The 20,533-nt window shown below is 66.4% G+C and carries 24 protein-coding genes, 1 tRNA gene and 1 riboswitch; of the genes, 9 read left to right on the top strand and 16 right to left on the bottom strand.

All coding sequences use genetic code 11. The features are described from left to right. Positions 1 to 148 precede the first annotated feature (148 nt). Complete coding sequence (locus AC5P7I_RS07870; RefSeq protein ID WP_014646691.1) at positions 149 to 1,270, bottom strand: inorganic phosphate transporter; 1,122 nt, start codon at positions 1,268 to 1,270, stop codon at positions 149 to 151. 13 nt (positions 1,271 to 1,283) lie between these two features. Then, a complete protein-coding gene (locus tag AC5P7I_RS07865; RefSeq protein ID WP_004152833.1) occupies positions 1,284 to 1,910 on the bottom strand; it encodes a DUF47 domain-containing protein in 627 nt (208 codons plus the stop codon). Between the two features lie 292 nt (positions 1,911 to 2,202). Here AC5P7I_RS07865 and AC5P7I_RS07860 point away from each other — a divergent pair, with 292 nt between their 5' ends. Then, positions 2,203 to 3,507 carry a hemolysin family protein gene (locus AC5P7I_RS07860; RefSeq protein ID WP_032959200.1) on the top strand — a complete coding sequence of 435 codons (1,305 nt, stop codon included), beginning with the start codon at positions 2,203 to 2,205 and terminating at the stop codon, positions 3,505 to 3,507. Next, positions 3,491 to 4,150 (top strand): exopolysaccharide biosynthesis protein, encoded by a 660-nt coding sequence (locus tag AC5P7I_RS07855; RefSeq protein ID WP_014646689.1) that lies wholly within the window; start codon positions 3,491 to 3,493, stop codon positions 4,148 to 4,150. Before AC5P7I_RS07860 ends, AC5P7I_RS07855 begins: the two co-directional genes overlap by 17 nt. 92 nt (positions 4,151 to 4,242) lie before the next feature. Here the strand turns inward: AC5P7I_RS07855 and AC5P7I_RS07850 are convergent, their stop codons facing one another. The 4 genes from AC5P7I_RS07850 to AC5P7I_RS07835 form a co-directional block, all read right to left on the bottom strand. Beyond that, positions 4,243 to 4,740, bottom strand: a complete 498-nt coding sequence (locus AC5P7I_RS07850; protein WP_014646688.1) for a pyridoxamine 5'-phosphate oxidase family protein — start codon at positions 4,738 to 4,740, stop codon at positions 4,243 to 4,245. Between the two features lie 67 nt (positions 4,741 to 4,807). Beyond that, a complete protein-coding gene (locus AC5P7I_RS07845; protein ID WP_100449784.1) occupies positions 4,808 to 5,803 on the bottom strand; it encodes an LLM class flavin-dependent oxidoreductase in 996 nt (331 codons plus the stop codon). A 190-nt stretch (positions 5,804 to 5,993) separates the two neighbouring features. Beyond that, positions 5,994 to 6,761, bottom strand: coding sequence for a sulfurtransferase (locus tag AC5P7I_RS07840; protein ID WP_164077625.1), 768 nt, complete (start codon positions 6,759 to 6,761; stop codon positions 5,994 to 5,996). A gap of 312 nt (positions 6,762 to 7,073) precedes the next feature. After that, entirely contained in the window at positions 7,074 to 7,439 is a 366-nt protein-coding gene (locus AC5P7I_RS07835) for a DUF6164 family protein (RefSeq protein WP_032959288.1), read from the bottom strand. Between the two features lie 70 nt (positions 7,440 to 7,509). Between AC5P7I_RS07835 and AC5P7I_RS07830 the strand changes: the two genes are divergently transcribed. Then, positions 7,510 to 7,944 (top strand): FKBP-type peptidyl-prolyl cis-trans isomerase, encoded by a 435-nt coding sequence (locus AC5P7I_RS07830; protein WP_014646684.1) that lies wholly within the window; start codon positions 7,510 to 7,512, stop codon positions 7,942 to 7,944. Then, on the top strand, positions 7,931 to 9,178 hold the full coding sequence (locus tag AC5P7I_RS07825; RefSeq protein WP_164077626.1) for a TIGR03862 family flavoprotein: 1,248 nt from the start codon (positions 7,931 to 7,933) through the stop codon (positions 9,176 to 9,178). Before AC5P7I_RS07830 ends, AC5P7I_RS07825 begins: the two co-directional genes overlap by 14 nt. 92 nt (positions 9,179 to 9,270) lie before the next feature. Here AC5P7I_RS07825 and AC5P7I_RS07820 read toward each other — a convergent pair whose 3' ends face one another. The 4 genes from AC5P7I_RS07820 to AC5P7I_RS07805 all read right to left on the bottom strand — a co-directional run bounded on the left by AC5P7I_RS07820 (position 9,271) and on the right by AC5P7I_RS07805 (position 13,371). Then, on the bottom strand, positions 9,271 to 9,732 hold the full coding sequence (locus AC5P7I_RS07820) for a GNAT family N-acetyltransferase (RefSeq protein WP_032959291.1): 462 nt from the start codon (positions 9,730 to 9,732) through the stop codon (positions 9,271 to 9,273). Positions 9,733 to 9,837: 105 nt separating this feature from the next. Continuing rightward, positions 9,838 to 11,460, bottom strand: coding sequence for an FMN-binding glutamate synthase family protein (locus AC5P7I_RS07815; RefSeq protein ID WP_049442295.1), 1,623 nt, complete (start codon positions 11,458 to 11,460; stop codon positions 9,838 to 9,840). Between the two features lie 55 nt (positions 11,461 to 11,515). Continuing rightward, positions 11,516 to 12,802, bottom strand: a complete 1,287-nt coding sequence (locus AC5P7I_RS07810) for a nucleotide sugar dehydrogenase (RefSeq protein WP_014646680.1) — start codon at positions 12,800 to 12,802, stop codon at positions 11,516 to 11,518. Between the two features lie 134 nt (positions 12,803 to 12,936). Then, complete coding sequence (locus AC5P7I_RS07805) at positions 12,937 to 13,371, bottom strand: BLUF domain-containing protein (RefSeq protein ID WP_014646679.1); 435 nt, start codon at positions 13,369 to 13,371, stop codon at positions 12,937 to 12,939. 131 nt (positions 13,372 to 13,502) lie between these two features. Between AC5P7I_RS07805 and AC5P7I_RS07800 the strand changes: the two genes are divergently transcribed. After that, positions 13,503 to 13,589: transfer RNA gene (locus AC5P7I_RS07800), tRNA-Leu, on the top strand. 21 nt (positions 13,590 to 13,610) lie between these two features. Here the strand turns inward: AC5P7I_RS07800 and hemN are convergent. Both hemN and AC5P7I_RS07790 read right to left on the bottom strand, forming a co-directional pair. Next, positions 13,611 to 15,020 (bottom strand): oxygen-independent coproporphyrinogen III oxidase, encoded by a 1,410-nt coding sequence (gene hemN, locus AC5P7I_RS07795; protein ID WP_041864131.1) that lies wholly within the window; start codon positions 15,018 to 15,020, stop codon positions 13,611 to 13,613. 44 nt (positions 15,021 to 15,064) lie between these two features. Further along, positions 15,065 to 15,505: a group III truncated hemoglobin gene (locus AC5P7I_RS07790; RefSeq protein ID WP_041863293.1), complete on the bottom strand. Its 441-nt coding sequence runs from the start codon at positions 15,503 to 15,505 to the stop codon at positions 15,065 to 15,067. A 180-nt stretch (positions 15,506 to 15,685) separates the two neighbouring features. Between AC5P7I_RS07790 and AC5P7I_RS07785 the strand changes: the two genes are divergently transcribed. Next, entirely contained in the window at positions 15,686 to 15,973 is a 288-nt protein-coding gene (locus AC5P7I_RS07785; protein ID WP_032959293.1) for a hypothetical protein, read from the top strand. After that, positions 15,970 to 17,025 (top strand): 4Fe-4S dicluster domain-containing protein, encoded by a 1,056-nt coding sequence (locus AC5P7I_RS07780; protein ID WP_046429888.1) that lies wholly within the window; start codon positions 15,970 to 15,972, stop codon positions 17,023 to 17,025. The genes AC5P7I_RS07785 and AC5P7I_RS07780 overlap by 4 nt, the downstream gene beginning before the upstream one ends. 9 nt (positions 17,026 to 17,034) lie before the next feature. Here the strand turns inward: AC5P7I_RS07780 and AC5P7I_RS07775 are convergent, their stop codons facing one another. Next, the gene (locus AC5P7I_RS07775) at positions 17,035 to 17,271 is read right to left on the bottom strand and encodes a hypothetical protein (RefSeq protein ID WP_005416001.1); all 237 of its coding nucleotides are present in this window, start codon (positions 17,269 to 17,271) and stop codon (positions 17,035 to 17,037) included. Positions 17,272 to 17,630: 359 nt separating this feature from the next. Then, the gene (locus AC5P7I_RS07770) at positions 17,631 to 17,834 is read right to left on the bottom strand and encodes a helix-turn-helix domain-containing protein (RefSeq protein WP_014646673.1); all 204 of its coding nucleotides are present in this window, start codon (positions 17,832 to 17,834) and stop codon (positions 17,631 to 17,633) included. 111 nt (positions 17,835 to 17,945) lie between these two features. Here AC5P7I_RS07770 and AC5P7I_RS07765 point away from each other — a divergent pair, with 111 nt between their 5' ends. Together AC5P7I_RS07765 and crcB are read left to right on the top strand one after the other, a co-directional pair. After that, positions 17,946 to 18,347, top strand: a complete 402-nt coding sequence (locus tag AC5P7I_RS07765; RefSeq protein ID WP_005415999.1) for a helix-turn-helix domain-containing protein — start codon at positions 17,946 to 17,948, stop codon at positions 18,345 to 18,347. A gap of 22 nt (positions 18,348 to 18,369) precedes the next feature. Beyond that, positions 18,370 to 18,433, top strand: a riboswitch (Fluoride riboswitch). Between the two features lie 81 nt (positions 18,434 to 18,514). Further along, the gene (crcB, locus tag AC5P7I_RS07760) at positions 18,515 to 18,907 is read left to right on the top strand and encodes a fluoride efflux transporter CrcB (RefSeq protein ID WP_014646672.1); all 393 of its coding nucleotides are present in this window, start codon (positions 18,515 to 18,517) and stop codon (positions 18,905 to 18,907) included. Between the two features lie 3 nt (positions 18,908 to 18,910). Here the strand turns inward: crcB and AC5P7I_RS07755 are convergent, their stop codons facing one another. Together AC5P7I_RS07755 and AC5P7I_RS07750 are read right to left on the bottom strand one after the other, a co-directional pair. Continuing rightward, positions 18,911 to 19,744 carry a cupin domain-containing protein gene (locus AC5P7I_RS07755; RefSeq protein ID WP_164077627.1) on the bottom strand — a complete coding sequence of 278 codons (834 nt, stop codon included), beginning with the start codon at positions 19,742 to 19,744 and terminating at the stop codon, positions 18,911 to 18,913. Positions 19,745 to 19,885: 141 nt separating this feature from the next. Next, entirely contained in the window at positions 19,886 to 20,404 is a 519-nt protein-coding gene (locus AC5P7I_RS07750) for an AAA family ATPase (protein WP_164077628.1), read from the bottom strand. Positions 20,405 to 20,533: the final 129 nt, after the last annotated feature.

Raw genomic sequence — 20,533 nt, 5'->3', positions numbered from 1 at the left:
GATCCCGTTGCTTGGCAACGGGCCCTGACCCTGGTTCTGCTCTGGCAGGTGTCGACCTTGGTCGACACGGTGGGTGCGGAAAAATTCTTGCCCATGAAAAAGCCCGCCTGATATGGCGGGCTTTTCGTTTACAACCTTGGCGTGGCGATCAGGTCCAGCCGAACAGCTCGAACAGCTTCAGGATCAGGTACGCACAGCCACCGGCCGCCGGGATGGTCAGGATCCAGGCCCAGACGATGCGCTCGATCACGCCGAACTTCAGCGAGCGCGGGTTCTTGGCGAAGCCGACGCCCATGATCGCGGTGGAGATGCTGTGCGTGGTCGAGACCGGCATGCCGAAGTGGGCCGCCAGGGTCAGGATGGTGGCCGAGCTGGTCTCCGCGGCGAAGCCGTGGATCGGGTGCAGCTTGACCATCTTGTGGCCCAGGGTCTTGATGATCTTCCAGCCGCCCGAAGCGGTACCGGCCGCCATCACCACCGCGCAGGTCAGCACGATCCACATCGCGATGCCGTCACCGGCATGCGCGTCCGGGTGCATGAAGGCCAGCCAGGACGGCAGGTCGTTCAATGCGCCGGTGGCTTCGGCACCGATCAGGGTCATGGCGATGATGCCCATGGTCTTCTGCGCGTCGTTGTGGCCGTGGGCGAAGCCCATGTAGGCCGCCGAGGCGATCTGCGCCTTGCCGAAGAAGGCGTTGACGATGCGCGGACGGGCCAGGCGGCCGATGGCACCACCGATCTTGGCCAGGCCGGCGATCAGCGCCCACAGCAGCACCATCACCACGATGCCGAGCAGGAAGCCGGCGATCGGCGAGGTGATCATCGGCACGAACACCTTCCACAGCAGGCCCTTGTTCTGCGCCCAGCTGCCCAGGCGCTCGGACCAGATCAGCGCGTCCCAGTTGTTGTGGGCGGCAGCCAGGCCGGCGCCGCAGAGGCCACCGATCAGGGCGTGCGAGGACGAGGACGGCAGGCCCTTCCACCAGGTGATCAGGTTCCAGATGATGCCGCCCAGCAGGGCGCACAGGATCACCTGCGGGGTGACCTCGACCACGTTGGTGTTGAGCAGGCCCGAGGCGATGGTCAGCGCCACCGCGGTACCGGTCAGTGCACCGATGAGGTTCATGAAGGCGGCCAGCATCACCGCCCAGCCGGGCGAGAGCACCTTGGTCGCCACCACGGTGGCAATGGAGTTGGCAGTGTCGTGGAAGCCGTTGATGAACTCGAAGACGAGCGCGGCCAGGATCACCACCAGGACAAGGGTCAACATGCGGCGGCGTCCGTCAGCTGTTCTTCAACACGATCTGGTACGCCACCACGCCAGCCTCGCGGCAGCGGTCGATGGCCTTTTCCAGGATCTCGAAGAATTCCTTCAGCAGGAACATCTGCAGGTTGTCCAGGCGGCCCGAATAGATGTCGCGGTACAGCTCGAGCATCAGGCGGTCGGCCTCGTTCTCCAGCGAGCGCAGCTTCTCGTTGAGCGCGGTCATCCGGTCCAGGTTCATGTGGCGCAGGTCGGCCACCATCTCCACCACCACGCCGGCGGCCTGTTCGAGCATCGCCGCGCGCGGCGCGAAGTCGATGTGCTCCAGGTGCGTCGTGGCCAGCGAATAGCGGTCGGCGAACTTCTCGATCTGCTTGGGAATCTTGTACAGCGCCGAGCCCAGCGCTTCGATGTCTTCGCGCTCGATCGGGGTCATGAAGCTGTCCACCAGCGCCTGGCTGATCTTGTCCGAGGCCGCGCGTTCGCGCAGGCGGGCCAGCTTGAAGGCGTCCAGCGCGGGCTGGCGGTCGGCCTCGCGCAGCATGGAATGCAGCGCCTTGGCGGCGTCGGAAGCCGCGACGGCAGCCTCATCGAGCAGGGTGTAGAACTGTTTGCCGGAACCGAAAATGGTCTGCAGAGAGAACATTGAGAAACCTGTCAGCCGTCGCGGGAAGGACGGCACCAGATGGAATTATGACGGCTAGATGACCATCACGGGTATCCCCGCCCCCTTTCGAGGCCTTGGAACCCCCAACCTGAACAGGCGGTTGCCACCCTGCCATGCCCCTTTGCTAAGATGCCAGCGCGCCTTCGGGCGCACCTTATGGACGACGACCCTTATCCCCCTGCGCCGCGCCGGATCCCGTTCCTGAGCGCCTGCCGCCATCGCCAGCACCCGCCCTCCCTGCCACCAACCGGGGACGACGCCCGTGTTTGAAATGATCCTGATTGTCTTCGCGCTTGTTCTGCTGAACGGCTTCTTCGCCATGTCCGAGATGTCGGTCATGACCTCGCGCAAGAGCCGCCTGAAGCAGATGGCTGCCACCTCCAAGCGCGCGGCCAAGGCGCTGGAGCTGTCCGAGAAGCCGGAGAGCTTCCTGTCCACCGTGCAGATCGGCATCACCGTGATCGGCGTGCTGACCGGCTACCTCGGCGGTGAGGCGCTGGGCGAGGCCTTCGCCGGCTGGATCCAGGGGCTGATGCCGGGGTTTGCGTACGCGGGCAACATCGGTACCGCGCTGGCCGTCAGCCTGATCACCTTCATCACGCTGATCTTCGGCGAACTGGTGCCCAAGCGCCTGGCGCTGACCCGCTCGGAGGCCATTGCCGGCCTGGTCGCGATGCCGATGAGCTGGCTGGCCAAGCTGGCCCTGCCCTTCGTCTGGCTGCTGTCCAAGACCACCCAGCTGGTGCTGCGCCTGTTCGGCCTGGGCAAGGACGAAGTCGCCTCGGTGACTGAAGAAGAGATCCGCATGCTGGTGGCCGAGAGCCACGAAGCCGGTGTGATCGACGCCCACGAGCGTGACATGATGAACCGCGTCATGCGCCTGGGCGACCGCACCGCCGACAGCCTGATGACCCCGCGCAACCGCATTGCCTGGCTGGACACCCAGGCCGGGCTGGAGCGCAACCTGGAAATCATGGCCGAGCACGAGTTCTCGCGGTACCCGGTGTACCGCGACAACGACATGGACGTGGTCGGCGTACTTGAATTGAAATCGCTGGCCACGCGCATGGCACGCGGCGACAACGCGCTGTTCCAGACCCTGCGCGAACCGCTCTACGTGTCCGAATCGACCCACGCGATGAAGCTGCTGGAGATCTTCCGCGAGGAACAGCAGTCGATGGCGCTGGTGGTGGACGAGTACGGCGAGATCCAGGGCCTGGTGACCATCAGCGACCTGATGGGCGCCGTGGTCGGCCGCCTGCAGGCGGTGGAGAATGCCGATGAAGACGCGCTGGTGGTGACCCGCGAGGACGGTTCGCTGCTGGTGGACGGCTCGCTGCCGATCGAAGACCTGCGCGAACTGATCGGCAGCAACGAGCTGCCCGATGCCGAGGACGGCGATTACTACACCCTGGCCGGCATGTGCATCCACTACTTCGGCCGCATCCCGCACGCAGGCGAGTACTTCGACTGGGCCGGCTGGCGCTTCGAAGTGGTCGACCTGGACGGTGCGCGGGTGGACAAGCTGCTGCTGCGCACGCTGTCCGACGAGCAGGCCGATGAGCTCACCGCCTGAGGCCGGCCAGGGTCCAGGCGCCGAGCGCCCGGCCTACCGCAACGAGGGCATCCGCACCCTGCTGGAGATGTTCGCTTCCGGCGACCCGGCCGAGCACATGCCGCTCGGCCAGATCCTGAGCAACCTGCAGCAGAGCGCGTTCGGCGTGTTCCTGTTCGTGGCGATCCTGCCTTCGTTCATCCCGATCCCGGGCATGGGCGGCGCGGTCAGCGGCCCACTGGTGATCCTGATCGGCCTGCAGATGCTGTTCTGCCTGCGCCGGCCGTGGCTGCCCGGCTTCATTGCCCGCCGCGGACCCAAGCGCGGCACCATGCACCGTTTCCTGGACCGCATCGACCGCCCACTGCGGCGCCTGGACAGGATGCTGAGGCCACGCCTGCCGCAGCTGTTGACGCCCCTCCCCGCCCACGCCTTCAGCGGCCTGCTGCTGGTGCTGCTGGGCCTGCTGCTGTCGTTGCCGATTCCCTTCACCAATTTCCTGTTCGGCTTCCAGCTGCTGCTGTTCTCGCTGGCGCTGCTGGAACGCGATGGCGCGCTGATGCTGTTCAACTGGATCGCCGCGTTGGCGGCGATCGCGTTCTTCGGCTTCAGTTCGGGGCAGCTGGTGGGTTACACGGTGGACCTGTTCCAGCGCTGGTTCTGAGCCGGAACCCGGTAGAGCCGGCCGCTGGCCGGCTGCCACGTTTCCAGGTCTGCCGGCCAGCGTCCGGCACTACCAATACCGGACATCGATCCTCACCGAAGATCGATGAAGCCATTGTCGGCCAATTGCGCCGGCTCGTCCTGCACCGCCGACAGCACGAAATTCAACGCCTTGCCCAGCAGCGTGCCCGGACCATCCCAATACTCGGCCGAGTCGGCCCGCACGTGGATCAGGCGCAGGTTCGGGTCGTCCTTGCCGCCCGGGAAAAACAGTTTCATCGCCGGCGACCACAGTTCCTCGATCTTCGCGCGGTCATCAACGATGCGCGCGCGCCCTGCCACCGATACGTAGGTGTTCTTCGACGGCGAGGCATAGGCCACGTTGACGTGCGGATCAAGCGCGATCTCGGCAACCTTCGGGCTGTCGGCGGTGATGACGAACCACAGGTCACCGTCGAAGGTGACCTGCTGGGTGGCCAGCGGCCGGCTGTAGAGTCGTCCGTCGACGCCGGTGGTGGTGAACATCGCCACCTCCACGTCCTTGATCAGTTCGGCCAGCTGGGCGATGTGTTCGGCGCGGGTATCCGCCATGGGAGGCTCCAATGGGTAGAGCCCCCATCAGACCCGTCGCGGCTGCAACGGGCCGTGACGCCATTGTTCAGCCCGCGTGGCGGGCGTGCCAGGCCTGCATCGCCAGTTCGAACGAACGCAGGCGCGCGCGGTGGTCATGCAGGTTGGCGGTGAGCATCAGCTCGTCCGGCGAGTGCCGCTCTACGAACGCGGCGATGCCATCGGCCACCTGCTGCGGATCGCCGAGCACGGTGCAGGCCAGGGCCCGCTCCACGCCGAGTTTTTCGTGCGGCTCCCAGAAGGCTTCGATGTCGTCGATCGGCGCCGGAATCTTGCCCGGCCGGCCGCGGCGCAGGTTGACGAAACTCTGCTGCTGGCTGGTGAACAGGCGGCGCGATTCGGCCTCGCTGTCACTGGCGACGACATTCAGGGCCAGCATCGCGTGCGGCTGGTTCAACGTGGCCGAGGGGCGGAACTCTCGGCGGTACACCGCCAGCGCCTCGTCCATGGCATCGGGCGCGAAGTGCGAGGCAAACGCATAGGGCAGGCCCATCGCGGCGGCCATGCGCGCGCCGAACAGGCTGGACCCCAGGATCCAGGTCGGCACCCGCAGGCCACCGCCCGGAACCGCCTGCACCGCCTGCCCGGGCTGTACCGGCTCGAAGTAGTGCAGCAGCTCGCGCACGTCCTGCGGGAACTGGTCGGCGCTGTCGAAGTAGCGGCGCAGTGCACGCGCGGTGGGCTGATCGGTGCCCGGCGCACGGCCGAGGCCGAGATCGATGCGGTCCGGATACAGCGAAGCCAGCGTGCCGAACTGCTCGGCCACCTGCAGCGGCGCATGGTTGGGCAGCATGATGCCGCCGGCACCGACGCGGATGCGCCGGGTGCCGCCCGCGACGTGGCCGATCAGCACGGCCGTGGCCGCGCTGGCGATGCCGGGCATGTTGTGGTGTTCGGCCAGCCAGTAACGGCGGTAGCCCAGCGCATCGGCGTGCTGGGCCAGTTCCAGCATGTTGGCGAAGGCGGCGGTGGTGTCACTGCCCTCGCAGACCGGGGCCAGGTCAAGGATCGACAACGGGATCATCAGCGGTTTTCCGTCTCAGGACCCCCCCTGCATGGGGTCGGCCAGGCGCAGCGGCCAGTGACGGTGGCGGGATGCTGATTCCCGCGGAGCCGGTTCAGGGCCTGCCGGACCGTGTAGAGCCGAGCCCATGCTCGGCTGCTGTTGATCAACAAAAGGCAGCCGAGCATGGGCTCGGCTCTACAGAAGCGTGTCAGAACGCGCTGGGGCGCGGCTCCGGCAGCGGCTGGTCGACCATCGGCTTCAGTTCGGCATCCAGCGCCACGCGCTCGTCGAACACGAAACAGCGGCCTTCATAACCTTCGCCGCCCACCTCCTCGAAGTAGCCGAGGATGCCGCCATCGAGCTGCAGCACGTTGTCCATGCCATCGTTGGCCATCCACAGTGCGGCCTTCTCGCAGCGGATGCCGCCGGTGCAGAAACTGACCACGGTGCTGTCCTTCAGCGCCTCGCGATGCGGCGCCAGCGCCTCGGGCAGGTCGGTGAACTTGTGGATGGGCAGCACCAGCGCATCCTTGAAGGTGCCGTACTCCACTTCCTGCAGGTTGCGGGTATCGAGCATCACCACCGGCTTGCCGGCGTCATCGTGGCCCTGCCGCAGCCAGCGCTGCACGGTGGCCGGATCGACCGCCGGTGCACGCGGATAGTCCAGCGGCTGGCCGTCATCGCGGCGGAAGCTGATGATCTCGTCCTTCACCTTGGCCTTCAGCCGCGCGAACGGCTGGTGCTCGCTCAGGCTGGTCTTGACCCGCATCCCGGCAAAACGCGCATCGGCATGCAGCGCGGCGTAGAAATCCTCGACCGCCTCCGGCTCACCGGCCAGGAACAGGTTCAGTCCCTCGCCCGCCACCAGGATCGTGCCCCGCAACCCGGCCGCCTGGGCACGCGACAGCAGCTGGTCGCACAGGGCCTGGGGGGCGTCGATGACGGCGAAATGGTAGGCAGCGGTGTTGGCGATCATCCTGCCATTTTAGCGCCTCCCGCCCGCACAGACAGATTCAGGGGTCAGAGCCCTCTGCGCAGCAGAGGGATCCGACCCCAAGCCCGGCAGACACCCGGAATCTGTCAGAGGCGGGGCGGTGTGGGCAGGCGGGACCGTTGGCGCCATGGATGGCGCCATCGAGCCCCCAAGGATGGGTTTACGGCGTGTCCCGCCTGCCGACACCGCCCTGCCCGCCACGGATTGCCTGCCGTTGCTGTTGCTGTTGCTGTTGCTGTTGCCGGCCAGCGGCCGGCACTACCGCGGGTGCCGGGTGCAACCCGGCCGCGCCCCCTACCCCCGCAACAGCATGAACGGCAGCAGCACCAGCGCCGCCGCAGCGGCCATGCCCAGCAGCACCAGCACCACGAACACCGGCCGCCGCCGGAACAGGCTGCCAAAGGTCTCCGCCGTGCCATCCCGCAACGCCTGCTCACGCTCGGCCCGCACGCGCACACCGCGCGCCGCCTGGTACCCGGCCATCAGCGCCTTCGCGCGCGGATGATCGGCGTCCTCGCGCAGCCACAGGCCACCGTTGGAAATACCCCAGGGGCTGGGTTCGGTGCGGTACCAGGCGATGCCGTGCTGGTCGAGCAGCGTGCAGACATCGGCATATTCGTCGTCGCCGACATTGCGCAGATTGAGCAGGAGTTTTGCCATGCCGCCATGATACCCGGCGCCGATGCGCTACCCTTGCCGCCCTCGCCCTGCGCCCTTCTGGAGACGCCCGATGCGCCGCCTGCTGCTTCCCCTGCTGCTGTCCCTCGCCGCCGCTGGCTGCTCGAGCGAGCCCTCCGGTCCGCCGCCGGGCGGCACCCTGACCACCTTCGAGCGCATCGATACCGTCGCTGGCACCGGCACCGAAGCCGTTCCCGGCAGCAAGGTCACCGTGCACTACACCGGCTGGATCTACGACAACCGCACCGAAACCAAGCACGGCAAGACCTTCGACAGCTCCTTCAAGCACGGCCAGCCGTTCACCTTCGCGCTCGGCGCCGGCCAGGTCATCCGCGGCTGGGATGAGGGCGTGGCCGGCATGAAGGTCGGCGGCAAGCGCACGCTGATGATCCCGCCGGATTACGGCTACGGCGACCGCCGGGTCGGCCCGATTCCGGCCGGTTCGTCGCTGGTGTTCGATGTCGAGCTGCTCGATGTCAAGCCGTAATACCGCATTGCCCCATCGGGTCGCCGTCATCGGCGGTGGCCCGGCCGGCCTGTTCGCCGCCGAGCGCCTGCGCGCCGCGGGGCTGGACGTGGACCTGTACGAGGCCAAGGGCTCACCCGGCCGCAAGTTCCTGATCGCCGGCAAGGGCGGTCTCAACCTCACCCATTCCGATCCGCGGCCGCTGTTCGACAGCCGCTACCGCGAGCAATCCACGGCCGTGGGCCGCTGGCTGGATGGCTTCGACGCGCAGGCGCTGCGCGACTGGGCTGCCGGCCTTGGCGTGGAGACCTATGTCGGCAGCTCCGGCCGCGTGTTTCCGGTCGACCGCAAGGCTGCGCCGCTGCTGCGCGGCTGGGTGCGCCGACTGAAGGAACAGGGCGTGCGCCTGCATGCCAACCACCGCTGGATCGGCTGGGGCAACGACGGCGCGCTGCGCTTCGCCACCGAAGCCGGCGAGATCGATGTCCACGCCGATGCCAGCGTGTTGGCGATGGGTGGCGGCAGCTGGCCGCAGCTGGGCAGTGATGGCGCCTGGGTCGCCCCCTTGCAGGCACGAGGCGTGGACATTGCGCCGCTGCAATCGGCCAACTGCGGCTTCGACATCGACTGGACGCCGTTCTTCGCCCAGCGCAATGCAGGCGCACCGTTGAAGCCGGTGGTCGGGCACTGGCTCGACCTGGCCGGACAACCGCAGTCGCTGCAGGGCGAATGCGTAGCCAGCGAGTACGGCATCGAAGGCAGCCTGATCTACGCGTTGGCCGCAGACCTGCGCGAGACCATCAACCGTGATGGCCATGCCATGCTGTGGCTGGACCTGGTGCCGGGACGCGATGAAGCACGCCTGCTGGCTGATCTTTCGCGGCCGCGCAAGGGTCGCAGTTTTGGTGAGCATCTGCGCCGTCAGGCCGGCCTGGATGCGGTGAAGGCCACCCTGGTGTTCGAGATCCTTGGCAAGGATGCGGGCCACGACCTGCCTGCCGTGGCTACCACGCTCAAGCGCCTGCCGTTGCGCCTTCTGCGTCCACGGCCGATGGCCGAGGTGATCAGCACTGCCGGCGGCGTGCGCCTGGCTGCGCTGGATGATGGCCTGATGCTGCGGGCAGCACCCGGCGTGTTCTGTGCCGGCGAGATGCTGGACTGGGAGGCCCCCACGGGGGGCTACCTGCTGACGGCGTGCTATGCCAGTGGCCTGCGCGCCGCCGAGGGCGTGATCGGGTGGCTGGCTGGGCGGTGACACCCGCATTGTGGAGTTTAGCCGTGCTCAACTGCCTTTGATTCAGGCGATGAAGCAGTCGAGCATGGCTCGACTCTACAATCCCCGGGCGCTCACCACGGCCTGCGCATGCTCACCGAAGCCAGCGCCACGCCGCTGGGATGCGGGTAGGCTTCCTCCCGCACGGCAATGAATCCCTGCCGTTGGTAGAACGGCACGGCGTTTAGCGAGGCTGACAGCACCACCTCGCGCTCACGATCGGCCATCGCCAGCAGACGCTGCATCAGCGCCTGGCCGATGCCCGTGCCGCCACGATCCGGATCGACGAACAGCGCATCGACTTCATTGGCGTCGGTATCAAACACGCCGAACCCGAGCAGGACACCCTGCCCGTCCTCGGCCACCACGCAGCCTCCCTGCCCCAGCAGCCGTGCGTACTGCGACGGCGGCGGCGAAGCAGACCACGGATCGATCACCTCCGCCGGGTAATGGCTGCTGCACGTCTCGCGAACGCAACGCGTGCGCAGTGCCCACAGCATGGCGACATCGTCGATGGTGCCGGTCCTGAACCGCATGACATCTCCCTGTAGAGCCGAGCCCATGCTCGGCTCGGCTGTTCTTCGTTCCAACATCGCGATGAGAGAAGCAGCCGAGCATGGGCTCGGCTCTACAGCAACACATTATCGCGACTTGCTGGCGCGCAGCGCCTGGATCTTCGGCGGCGGCTGGAACGAATCGCTGCGTGCATCGGCCCAGAATGCATGGAACACCGCATGATCCGGCACCTTGTGCAGCAGCTCGCCCGGTTCCAGGTAGCGATACAGCGACGCCAGCGAGCGGATCTCGACAGGCGAAACACGACGCAGGATGTGCTCCGGCCCCAGTTCGGCCGGATCGTTCAGGCCGGCCGCACACAACAGCTCCTTCAGGGCGTGCAGCGTGTGCTCGTGGTAGCTGTACACGCGGGTGGCCTTGTCCGGTGCATCCAGGTGCTTCCAGCGCGCCGGGTCCTGGGTGGCGATGCCGGTCGGGCACTTGTCGGTATGGCAGCTCAACGACTGGATGCAGCCCAGCGCGAACATGAAGCCACGGCCGGCATTGCACCAGTCGGCACCCAGCGCGATGGTGCGCGCGATGTCGAAGGCGCTGGTGATCTTGCCCGCCGCGCCGATGCGGATCCGCTCGCGAAGGTCCAGGCCGACCAGCGTGTTGTGCACCAGCAACAGTGCTTCGTGCATCGGCACGCCGACATGGTCGACGAACTCCGCCGGTGCTGCGCCAGTACCGCCTTCGGCACCGTCGACCACGATGAAGTCCGGCAGCAGGCCGGTTTCCTGCATCGCCTTGGCAATGCCGAACCACTCCCACGGGTGGCCGATGGCCAGCTTGAAACCGACCGGCTTGCCACCGGACAGTTCGCGCAGACGGGCGACGAACTGCAGCAGTTCGACCGGCGTCGAGAATGCCGAGTGACGCGACGGCGATACGCAGTCCACGCCCATCGGCACGCCACGGGTGACCGAGATCTCGGCGGTCACCTTTGGCGCCGGCAGCACGCCGCCATGACCGGGCTTGGCGCCCTGCGACAGCTTGATCTCGATCATCCTGACCTGATCATGGGTGGCGTTGGCGACGAAGCGCTCTTCACTGAAACCGCCCTTTTCGTCACGGCAACCGAAGTAGCCCGAGCCGATCTCCCACACCAGATCGCCGCCCATCTCGCGGTGGTATGGCGAAATCGAACCTTCGCCGGTGTCGTGGTAGAAGCCACCGCGCCGCGCGCCTTCGTTCAGTGCGCGGATCGCGTTGGCCGACAGCGAGCCGAAGCTCATCGCCGAAATATTGAACACGCTCGCCGAATACGGCTTTGCACAATTGGCGCCGATCAGCACGCGGAAATCGTGCTTGGCGATGGCGGTCGGCGCCAGCGAGTGGTTGATCCACTCGTAATCCACCGCGTAGGTGCTGCGCAGGGTGCCGAACGGCACCGTGTCCATCTCGTTCTTGGCCCGCTGGTAGATCAGTGCACGCTGCTGGCGCGAGAACGGCACGTCCTCCAGGTCGCTCTGCACGAAGTACTGGCGGATTTCCGGACCGATCGATTCCAGGCCGTAGCGGAAGTGTGCCATCACCGGATAGTTGCGGCGCAGCGTGCTGCGCTTCTGCAGCAGGTCCCAGGTCCCCAGAGCCACCATCGCGGCGGTCAGGCCGACGCCCCAGTACCAGGCCGGCCAGATCGTGGCCAACCACAGGCAGATGGGGAACATCAGGATGGCGAGCAGGTAGACGATATACCGGTGCATGGCGTTCCTTGGTTGCAACTGCCTGCGAGTCTACCGTGCTGCCCGCCGCCCGGGTTTACAGGCGATCGTCAACCACGTTGCGTGGCCAGGCCGATTTGACGTCGTAGACCAGGCCGCCCGGCGCCAGCAGCGACCGGATACCGGCCTCGTCCATCGCCTTGAAGCGGGCATGGGCAACCGCCAGCACCACCGCGTCATAGGCCCCTGCCACGGGTTCGGCCAGCCACTGCACGCCCTCATCGGCCAATGCCGCCGGGCCGACCCAGGGATCACTGACCTCGACCTGAGCGCCGGCATCACGCAGGCGCTGCGCCAGCTCCAGCGCGCGGCTGTTGCGCAGGTCCGGGCAATCCTCCTTGAAGGTCACACCGAGCACCAGGATGCGCGACTGCACTGGTTCGCGGCCGCGTTCGGCCAGCATCGCCAGCACCCGCGACGCCACATGCTCACCGACGCGGTTGTTGACCTGCCGCGCGGTGTGGATCAGGTCCGGGTGGTAGCCCACGCTCTCGGACTTGTGCAGCAGGTAATACGGGTCCACGCCGATGCAATGGCCGCCGACCAGGCCCGGCCGGAATGGCAGGAAGTTCCACTTGCTGCCGGCGGCATCGAGCACATCCTGGGTATCGATGCCCAGCCTGTCGAAGATCAGCGCCAACTCATTGACCAGCGCGATGTTCACATCGCGCTGGATGTTCTCGACCACCTTGGCCGCCTCGGCCACGCGCATCGATGGCGCGGGGAACGTGCCGGCGGCAATGATGCGCTGGTACAGGCCATCGATCACCGCAGCCACTTCCGCTGTCGACCCCGAGGTGATCTTGCGGATGTCGGCCAGGCGCCGCTGGCGGTCACCGGGACTGACCCGCTCCGGGCTGTAGCCGCAGTAGAAGTCTTCGTTGAAGCGCAGGCCCGAGCCTTCTTCCAGCAGCGGCACGCAGACTTCTTCAGTGGTGCCGGGGTACACCGTGGATTCGTAGATCACCAGGTCACCCGCGCGCAGATGGCTGGCGATCAGCCGCGTCGCCGAACGCAACGGCTCCAGATCGGGCTGCTCATAGGCATCGATCGGCGTCGGCACGGTGACGATGTAGACGTTGCATGCATCAAGCAAGGCCGGATCGCTGCCGTACTGCAGCTGCCGAGCACTGGCCAGCTCGTCGGCCTCCACCTCCAGCGTATGGTCCTGGCCATCGCGCAGCTCGGCGATGCGATCGGCATCGATGTCGAAGCCCAGCGTCGGCCAGTGCCGACCGAAGGCCACCGCCAACGGCAGGCCGACGTAGCCCAGGCCGATCACCGCAAAACGCGGGGTCTCCGCTGCCGCAAGGGACGCGCTCACTGGCATGTCCCGCGCAACGGCATGCATGCCGCCATGGATTCGGCCGACCTGCTCATTCGCTGCACCACTCCGTGTAATTCCACGCCAGAAAGGCGACAGCGTAACGGCCCGGGCGCCTGCCCGCCAAGATGGGATCAGGAGCCCAGTGCGACCGCGGCCGGTTCCAGTTCGCCATCGGCGCCGGTCCAGGCCTGCCGCAGGCGCTCGAAGCCACCGCTGCCAAGCAGGAAGCCCGGCCACGCCGATTCAACGATCTGTGCCAGCAGCTCCGCATCAATGCGCCGGGTTCCCATCGACCAGCGCGGAAACGCCCGCTGCGCCACCGGCGCGCGGCACAGCACCTTCAGCTGGCCGTGGCTGCGCGCATTGACGATGCGCTGGTACACCGAATCGATACCGTCCTCCGGGCCTTCCAGGTACTGCAGGAAACGGCTGCCATCGAACATCAGCACACCGGTGACACCGGCTACACGGTTGAATGCCGTGGCATCGGCCAGCAGGCGGTCAAGATCGGTTGTCTGCAGATCGGCGCGGGCCTCACTGGCATAGGCAATCGCGTGCAGCGACATCGTGCGGCTCCCCCCCTGGGAACGATGGTTGGGACTATGACATGAATGGGAGCGACAGTTAAACACGCTGCCGCTCCACGGCAATCCGGCTGCGATTCTGCAGCTGGGCTACAATCGGCGCCGCGCTGCAGGCCCGGATGGCGAAACTGGTAGACGCATCGGACTTAAAATCCGCCGGGGGCAACCCCATGCCGGTTCGATTCCGGCTCCGGGCACCAACCGCGCTGCGCGAGTACACCTTAGATTGCACGCGAGTAACGCGGCTGTTCATGCGCCGCGCGCAGGTAGGGGTCGAAACACATCGCCAGCAGCCGCAGCAGCGGCCGACCCGGCTCGCTGGCGCGCACTACACCGTCGCGGTATTCGGCCAGGCCGTCTTCCTGCAACCGCTGCACCGAACGCAGGTCCTCGGCGAAGTACTGCTCGAAATCGACGCCATGGCGCTGGCCCAGCACGGCACCGTCCACCTCGCCCTGGCACATCAGCTGCTGGATGAGTTCAGCGCGCAGCTGGTCGTCGGCGCTCAGTGCCACGCCGCGCCAGACCGGCAGCTGGCCCTGGTCCACCGCGTCCTCCCACGACGGCAGGTCACGCGGATTCTGGCTGTAGGTGGCACCGATATGACTGATCGCACTCACGCCCAGGCCGAGCAGGTCGGTATCGGCGTGGGTGGTATAGCCCATGAAGTTGCGATGCAGCTGGCCGGCACGCTGCGCGCGCGACAGGTCCTCTTCCGGCAGCGCGAAGTGATCCATGCCGATGTACTGGTAACCCGCAGCAGAAAGCTTCTCCACCGCCAGGCCCAGCAGCGCCAGCTTGTCTTCCGGTGAAGGCAACCGGCGCTCGTCGATCTGCTTCTGCGCGCGGAACAGGTGTGGCAGGTGTGCGTAGCCATACACCGCCAGGCGATCCGGTCGCAATGCCAGCACTCGTTCCAGGGTGCGGCCGAATCCCTGCAGGCTCTGTCCAGGCAGCCCATAGATCAGGTCGACGTTGACAGAGCGCATGCCGCTGTCGCGGCAGGCATGCAGGATGTCCAGCGTCTGCTGCACGCCCTGTATGCGGTTGATCGATTCCTGCACATGCGGATCGAAATCCTGCACGCCCAGGCTGGCCCGGTTGAAGCCCAGCCGCGCCAGCATGGCGACATCGCGGGTATCGATGAAGCGCGGATCGAGTTCGATCGAGAAATCGCGCTGCGGCGAATCGCTGAAATCGAAGCGCCGGCGCAGCCCCTCCACCAGCGTGGTCATCGCCTCGGCCTCGAGGAAGTTCGGCGTACCACCGCCCAGATGCAGCTGGATGACCTCACGGCCGTCCTCGAACTGCGGCGCCAGCAGGTCGGCCTCGGCCAGCACGCGCGCGACGTAGCTGTGGCCCCGACCGCGGTCGCGGGTGATCACCCGGTTGCAGCCGCAGTAGAAGCAGGGGCTGGAGCAGAACGGCACATGCACGTACAGCGACAGCGCGCGCGCCAGCTGGTTGCTGTCGGCGATCGCCTGGCGCAGCGCCGGCGCGTCGAAGCCATCGTGGAAGTGCGGCGCGGTCGGATACGAGGTGTAGCGCGGCCCCGGCCGGTCATGCCGGCGCAGCAGGTCGGGGTCGAAGGTCCAGGCCAGGCCACCGGCGGCGGGAGAGAACGTGTCCATGCCGCCAGCATCGCGCCGGACGGCCATGACCGCCTTGACCCAGATCAATCGCGGGTGGGGATTCCCAGCACCGGCAGGCCCACCTGCGGCCAGCGCAGCATCTGGTAGCGCTTCCAGAAGGTGTCACCGATGCGCGCGGCGACGTCGTTGGCCAGCTCCTGCATCGGCGGGTTGCCGCACTCGGCGGTGGTGATCCGGAACAGCACCAGCCAGCGATCAAACAAGTCCTTGTCCAGCTCGATGGCCATGTGCTTGGACATCGGCGAGCCCTTGAAGCGGCGCGTGCCGCGCAGCATCGCCGACCAGAAATCGACCAGCTGCGCCAGATGTTCCGGCCAGTCGTGGACATGCGCCTGGAACACCGGCCCCAACCGCTCTTCCTCGCGCACGCGCGCATAGAAGTCGTGGACCAGGCGGGTCACTTCCTGCTCGGTGCACAGCCCGGGCGAGGCGACGGGCAGGACAGGTGGCGGTATTGCGTTCATCGGGGGTACCCAAAGCGTGCCGGCAGTGTGCCGCAGCCGGCCGGCACCGCCGTTGATCCAGATCAATGTCGGCGCAGTCCGCTGCACCTAGGCTGCCACGATTGCAGGAAGCATGCCCTGCGGATGCTGCGCCGGCCTCGGCGGAGTATACGCGCCGCCCTCATTCCGATCCGGGACAGCATGAACAGACCCTCTCCCAGCCGCCGCCAGCAGCTGATCCAGCACTGGGGTGCCATCCTCTGGCCCAGCTTCATCGCTGCCGGCCTGGCCAGCGTGGTGTTCTTCGCCTTCGTCGACCCGCTGCGGTTGCAGGCGATCAGCTTCCCGGGCACGGCGATCAGCCGTGAACTGGGCTATACGGCAGGATTCTTCATGTTCTGGTCGGTGACCGCACTTTCCAGCGCAGTCACCTGGTACCTGCAGCGGCCCCTGCCGAGCGATGACGACGACGAGCTGCCGCTGGGATGAGTACGCCCTGTACCGGAACCGGAACCCCACGCCCCTGGCGTTGGCGCGGCGCGCTCAGCGCGCTCTTGCTGGTCCTGTTCTATGCCCTGCCATGGCTGCGCTGGAATGGACACCAGGCCCTGCTGCTGGACATCAACGCACGGCGCTTCGACCTGTTCGGCTGGACGTTGTGGCCCGGCGATGTCGGCGTGCTGATCGGGTTGCTGGCGGTGCTGGCGGTGGGCCTTGCGCTGCTCACCCACCTCGCCGGCCGCATCTGGTGCGGTCATGCCTGCCCGCAGACGCTGTGGCGTCGTGCCTTCGACTGGATCGCGCACGGCATGGCCAAGGTCTTGCCAGTGCCAGCCGTGCGCCCGGCCACCCAGGTCGCGTGGGGGCTGCTGTCGCTGTGGACTGGCATCACCTTCGTCGGCCTGTTCAGCCCGATCGCCGGACTGCTGGCCGCCGCTCCGAATGCCGGCTGGAGCGGCTGGGAAACATTCTGGGTGCTGTTCTATGCCGCCGCCACCTGGGGCAATGCCGGCTTCCTGCGCGAGCAGGTGTGCCGTTCGCTGTGCCCGTTCGCGCGCATGCAACCACTGCTGATCGATCCACATACACCACGCATGCTGTACGACGCGCGCCGCGGCGAACCGCGCGGCATGCGCCCTCCGGGCATGGGGGGCGTGCTCGGACGCGGACGCGGCCTGCTCGACCCGACCACCGCACAGGACTACGTGTTCCGCGCCGCACATCCGCTGCTGGCCGGACCGATGCCCACCTTCAGCGCCGATCGCCTGGGCGACTGCACCGACTGCACCGCGTGTGTCAGCGCCTGCCCGATGCAGCTGGACATCCGCCAGGGACCGCAGGCCGATTGCCTGGCCTGCGGCGCCTGCCTGGACGCCTGCTCGCGGCAGCAGCACCAGGCCGGTTTCGGCCCGGGGCTGGTGCGCTACTGCAGTCCGCAGGCCATGGCCGGGCAACCGCGGCAATGGTGGCGACCGCGGACCCTGGCACTGCTGTCGATGCTGCTGGCGCTGTTGGCCTGTGGCGCCTGGCGCCTGCTTTGAATCAACGGGTCAACGCGGCCCGTTGGCGTGCGGCGGCACCAGCTGCGCACGTCGGACGATGCCGAGCTGTTCGATGATCAGCGCCATTTCATTGGTGACTTCGGTACGCTCGGTCCCCTGCGGGACCAGGCGGTCCAGCACCTGCTGGTAGGTATCCCAGAACGCCGGACCGCATCCGTGTTTGTGATAACTGGCTTCCAGTTCGCGGCGTACCCGTTCAGCCAAGCCATGCATGCCGTATTCCATACGACCTCCGTTGGACTTGTTCTGCATCGTTGACGGTCTACCGACTCACTTGCGAGCTACTGAAAGACTCCCGGGCTTCACGCCCGGTTGATGCCAATTAGTCATAGATTTCACGACAGGTCAATTACATGCAGCGACTTTCGTGATCGAAATTATTAATCGTTCACGAAACCACATACGGGATGACAGGCTTCCCGGATGGGCCGGAGCCGACAACCTACCCGATTCCTCCAGCCTCTGCCTTGGTAGGCCTCATCGATAGCCCGACCCCGTTCTATCGAAGTTTCCTATGTTGCTAAGCATACTTAGCAAATGGCACTTAGAGTGCTATATGCGACAAAAGGCGGCGCAGTTGAGGCTTATTCGCCCTGCGTGGCTTCAGTTGCCGGGAACAGGTTGGGATAGCGCTGATGCAGGATGTATTGGCGTAACGCAGGAATCGGGAAATCCTTGGGCCATTGCGACACTGCAGATCGGCTTATGCCAAAAAAGCGCGCCAGTTCGGCATCGGTGCGGAAACCCAGCCGGGTGCGCACCTGCCCCTTGCTCCAGAATTCGGTCACGGTCGGTCCTTCTGTTAACCAGACTTATTCTTGGAACAAGGGATCTTTGCGATCCACGCGTTAAGCTGGCTTGCATAGATGAATACTCTCGGCCAACGACTCGCCATTGCCATGAAGAAAGCCGGGCACCCTCGCCCGGCCGATCTGGCCCGCGCCGCCGATTCGACGACGGCAACCATCAGCAACTGGCTCAACGACCACGTCAGCCCCGCCCATGTGAAGGCCGAACAGCTGTTCCGCATCGCCGATGCGGCCAAGCTGGACGCGCGTGAACTGCTGTATGGCGTGAGCGGGCTTGGCGTCGGTGAGCGGGGCAATACCTATATCCCCAGCCAAGCCCACCTGGATGTCTGGCAGGACGCCTACGAACTGGTCAGCCATCTGGTGGAAGAGAAGGGCCTGGAGATCGACCACCGCCGCCACGCGGCCCTGGACCTGCTGGCCTTCGAACTGCTGATGGACGGCTTCAGCCGCAGCAAGGTCATCCGGGTGCTGACGACCTCGATGACGTGAATGCACTACCGCTGGTAGCATGGTCGCCGATGGGGATGGGGCTCCCCCGATAACCGCCTGAAAGGGCTGATGGCTCCTGCCAGGACGAACCGGCGTTCGTCGATGGCAGGCCGTGCCTGCCCTCGGCGTTCGCCATCGAATCAGCGAACCCGTACCCGAGGCACGTGATGCACGCATTGAACAACTACTTGCTGGTCTTCATCGGCGGCGGGCTCGGCGCCTGCCTTCGCCATGCCTGCAACCTGATCGGTACGCGGGTGGCAGTCGGCAGCCCGTGGCCATGGTCGACCTTCCTGATCAACATCAGCGGCGCGCTGCTGATGGGCGTGCTGGTCGAAGCCTTCGCCCTGCGCAATGGCGCCTCGCCGCAGCTGCGCCTGCTGCTGGCCACCGGCGTTCTCGGCGGCTACACCACGTTCTCCACCTATGCGCTGGAAATCGGCGTGCTGCTGCAGCGCGGCCAGCACGGCCTGGCAGCGTTGTACGCCGGCGGTTCGGTGGCACTGGGCCTGGTCGGCCTGTTCGGTGGCATGAAACTGGCCCGGCTGGTGCTGGGCTGAGACTCAGGCCGCGCCGGCGCGGGCCTGCCCGCGCCACTCGCGCGGCGACTGCCCGGTGTGCGCCTTGAATGCGCGCGACAGCGCGGCTTCGCTGCCGTACCCCACATCGTCGGCAATCCGCTTGAGCGGTCTGCCCTGGCGCAGTGCCTGCTGCGCCAGGCCCACCCGCCAGCCCTGCAGGTATTGACCGGGCGTGGTGCCCATCGCCTCACGGAAACTGGCAGCAAACACGCTGCGTGACATGCCGGCGACCTCGGCCAGGTCTTCCAGGGTCCAGGACTGTGCGGGCGCTTCATGCATCGCCACCAGCGCCAGCCGCAGCCGCGGATGACCCAGCCCGGCAAACAGGCCACCACGCATTTCGCCACCTTCCATCAGCTGGCGCAGCACCTGGATCATCACCACCTCGAACAGCCGGTTGACCATCGCCGCACGCCCGCAACGCTGCTCGAAGGCTTCCTCGAACAGCAGTTCCAGCGCTGCGTTGCCGCCGTACAGATCGGCCAGCGGCAGGCAGATGAAATCGGGCAATGCGGCGCTGATCGGGTTGAGCCGTCCGCCCTCGAAATGCAAGTTGGCGCAGGCCATGTCGGCGCCCTGCTGCGGGTCGGTACTGAAGCGATGCGGCATCGGCCGCGGGTACAGCAGCAGGCTCGGCACCTCGACCTGCACGGTCTGGTGGCCGTGGCTGACCTGCAGCGGGCCACGTCGCACCAGGTGCAACTGCCCGGCTTCATCCTCGCCCTCCAGCGTGTTGATGCCGCACAGCGCGCCGGCATGGAACACCGAGGCGGTGACCGAAAAACGTTCCAGCAGAATGGCGAGACGGTCGACCATGACGGGACTCCGGATCAAGCGAGACGAACTCAATGCGACAGATCGTATCGGATTCGGCGGTTGAGGGGGCGGCACTGGCTGAGTGATCCGTCTCGAATTCATGCAGCTGCGCCAGCATGACGACGGCCGCCTGGTGCTGCGCTACGCCGGGCCTGCCTCGGTACAGCGCATCACCACGAAGCGCTCTTCCGCGGCCGGTGCAACGAAGTGGCGGGTGATACGTTCGAACTCCTCGTCGCTGGCCTGGAACGGATGTTCGCCGAGAGCATTGCGCGCGCGCAGCCGCGCCTTGCAGACCTCATCGGCAATGTCGAGGAAATGCAGTTGATGTGCAGCGCCAACCGGCGAGAACACTTCACGTGCCCACGCGCGGCTGGCTGGCGTATTGAATGGAAAATCGAGCACCACCGAAACACCGGCCTGCAGCAATGTGCGCAGATGATCGGCCAGCACATTGCGCAACGTGGCTGCACGCTGCAGATAGTCGGCAATGGAATGGATTTCGCCCGGATACAGCGCCGCCAGCCACGTGTCTTCGCTGATCAATACGTGGCGCGGCTTCAACGCCAGCTGCTGCGACAGGGTGGATTTGCCGGCACCGATCTTGCCGCACACCAGGTGCAGCGTCGGCGCAGCGTCGTTCGATGAAAGGTCGTGCATCTGTATTCTCCTTGGTGGATTCATTACCCGGGAGAGCGCTGCATGCAACCCGCCTTCCCGGGCAGGTTGCTTGGCCGTGATGACCGCGCGCTACCCCGCCTTCCCGTGGGGAATGCGGATAATCGACGC

This window comes from Stenotrophomonas sp. YJH_SMC_138, from assembly GCF_059369855.1.
This window is presented reverse-complemented; position numbering and strand designations above follow the sequence as displayed.

Coding starts and splice junctions, on each gene's coding strand:
- AC5P7I_RS07820 (WP_032959291.1), bottom strand. CDS start 9,732: ATGCGGTTCAGGACCGGCACCATCGACGATGTCGCCATGCTGTGGGCA.
- AC5P7I_RS07775 (WP_005416001.1), bottom strand. CDS start 17,271: ATGGAATACGGCATGCATGGCTTGGCTGAACGGGTACGCCGCGAACTG.
- AC5P7I_RS07855 (WP_014646689.1), top strand. CDS start 3,491: ATGAGCTCACCGCCTGAGGCCGGCCAGGGTCCAGGCGCCGAGCGCCCG.
- AC5P7I_RS07790 (WP_041863293.1), bottom strand. CDS start 15,505: ATGAACGCAATACCGCCACCTGTCCTGCCCGTCGCCTCGCCCGGGCTG.
- AC5P7I_RS07840 (WP_164077625.1), bottom strand. CDS start 6,761: ATGATCGCCAACACCGCTGCCTACCATTTCGCCGTCATCGACGCCCCC.
- crcB (WP_014646672.1), top strand. CDS start 18,515: ATGCACGCATTGAACAACTACTTGCTGGTCTTCATCGGCGGCGGGCTC.
- AC5P7I_RS07780 (WP_046429888.1), top strand. CDS start 15,970: ATGAGTACGCCCTGTACCGGAACCGGAACCCCACGCCCCTGGCGTTGG.
- AC5P7I_RS07850 (WP_014646688.1), bottom strand. CDS start 4,740: ATGGCGGATACCCGCGCCGAACACATCGCCCAGCTGGCCGAACTGATC.
- hemN (WP_041864131.1), bottom strand. CDS start 15,020: ATGGACACGTTCTCTCCCGCCGCCGGTGGCCTGGCCTGGACCTTCGAC.
- AC5P7I_RS07805 (WP_014646679.1), bottom strand. CDS start 13,371: ATGTCGCTGCACGCGATTGCCTATGCCAGTGAGGCCCGCGCCGATCTG.
- AC5P7I_RS07755 (WP_164077627.1), bottom strand. CDS start 19,744: ATGGTCGACCGTCTCGCCATTCTGCTGGAACGTTTTTCGGTCACCGCC.
- AC5P7I_RS07870 (WP_014646691.1), bottom strand. CDS start 1,270: ATGTTGACCCTTGTCCTGGTGGTGATCCTGGCCGCGCTCGTCTTCGAG.
- AC5P7I_RS07750 (WP_164077628.1), bottom strand. CDS start 20,404: ATGCACGACCTTTCATCGAACGACGCTGCGCCGACGCTGCACCTGGTG.
- AC5P7I_RS07865 (WP_004152833.1), bottom strand. CDS start 1,910: ATGTTCTCTCTGCAGACCATTTTCGGTTCCGGCAAACAGTTCTACACC.
- AC5P7I_RS07830 (WP_014646684.1), top strand. CDS start 7,510: ATGCGCCGCCTGCTGCTTCCCCTGCTGCTGTCCCTCGCCGCCGCTGGC.
- AC5P7I_RS07815 (WP_049442295.1), bottom strand. CDS start 11,460: ATGCACCGGTATATCGTCTACCTGCTCGCCATCCTGATGTTCCCCATC.
- AC5P7I_RS07860 (WP_032959200.1), top strand. CDS start 2,203: ATGATCCTGATTGTCTTCGCGCTTGTTCTGCTGAACGGCTTCTTCGCC.
- AC5P7I_RS07825 (WP_164077626.1), top strand. CDS start 7,931: ATGTCAAGCCGTAATACCGCATTGCCCCATCGGGTCGCCGTCATCGGC.
- AC5P7I_RS07845 (WP_100449784.1), bottom strand. CDS start 5,803: ATGATCCCGTTGTCGATCCTTGACCTGGCCCCGGTCTGCGAGGGCAGT.
- AC5P7I_RS07785 (WP_032959293.1), top strand. CDS start 15,686: ATGAACAGACCCTCTCCCAGCCGCCGCCAGCAGCTGATCCAGCACTGG.
- AC5P7I_RS07835 (WP_032959288.1), bottom strand. CDS start 7,439: ATGGCAAAACTCCTGCTCAATCTGCGCAATGTCGGCGACGACGAATAT.
- AC5P7I_RS07765 (WP_005415999.1), top strand. CDS start 17,946: ATGAAGAAAGCCGGGCACCCTCGCCCGGCCGATCTGGCCCGCGCCGCC.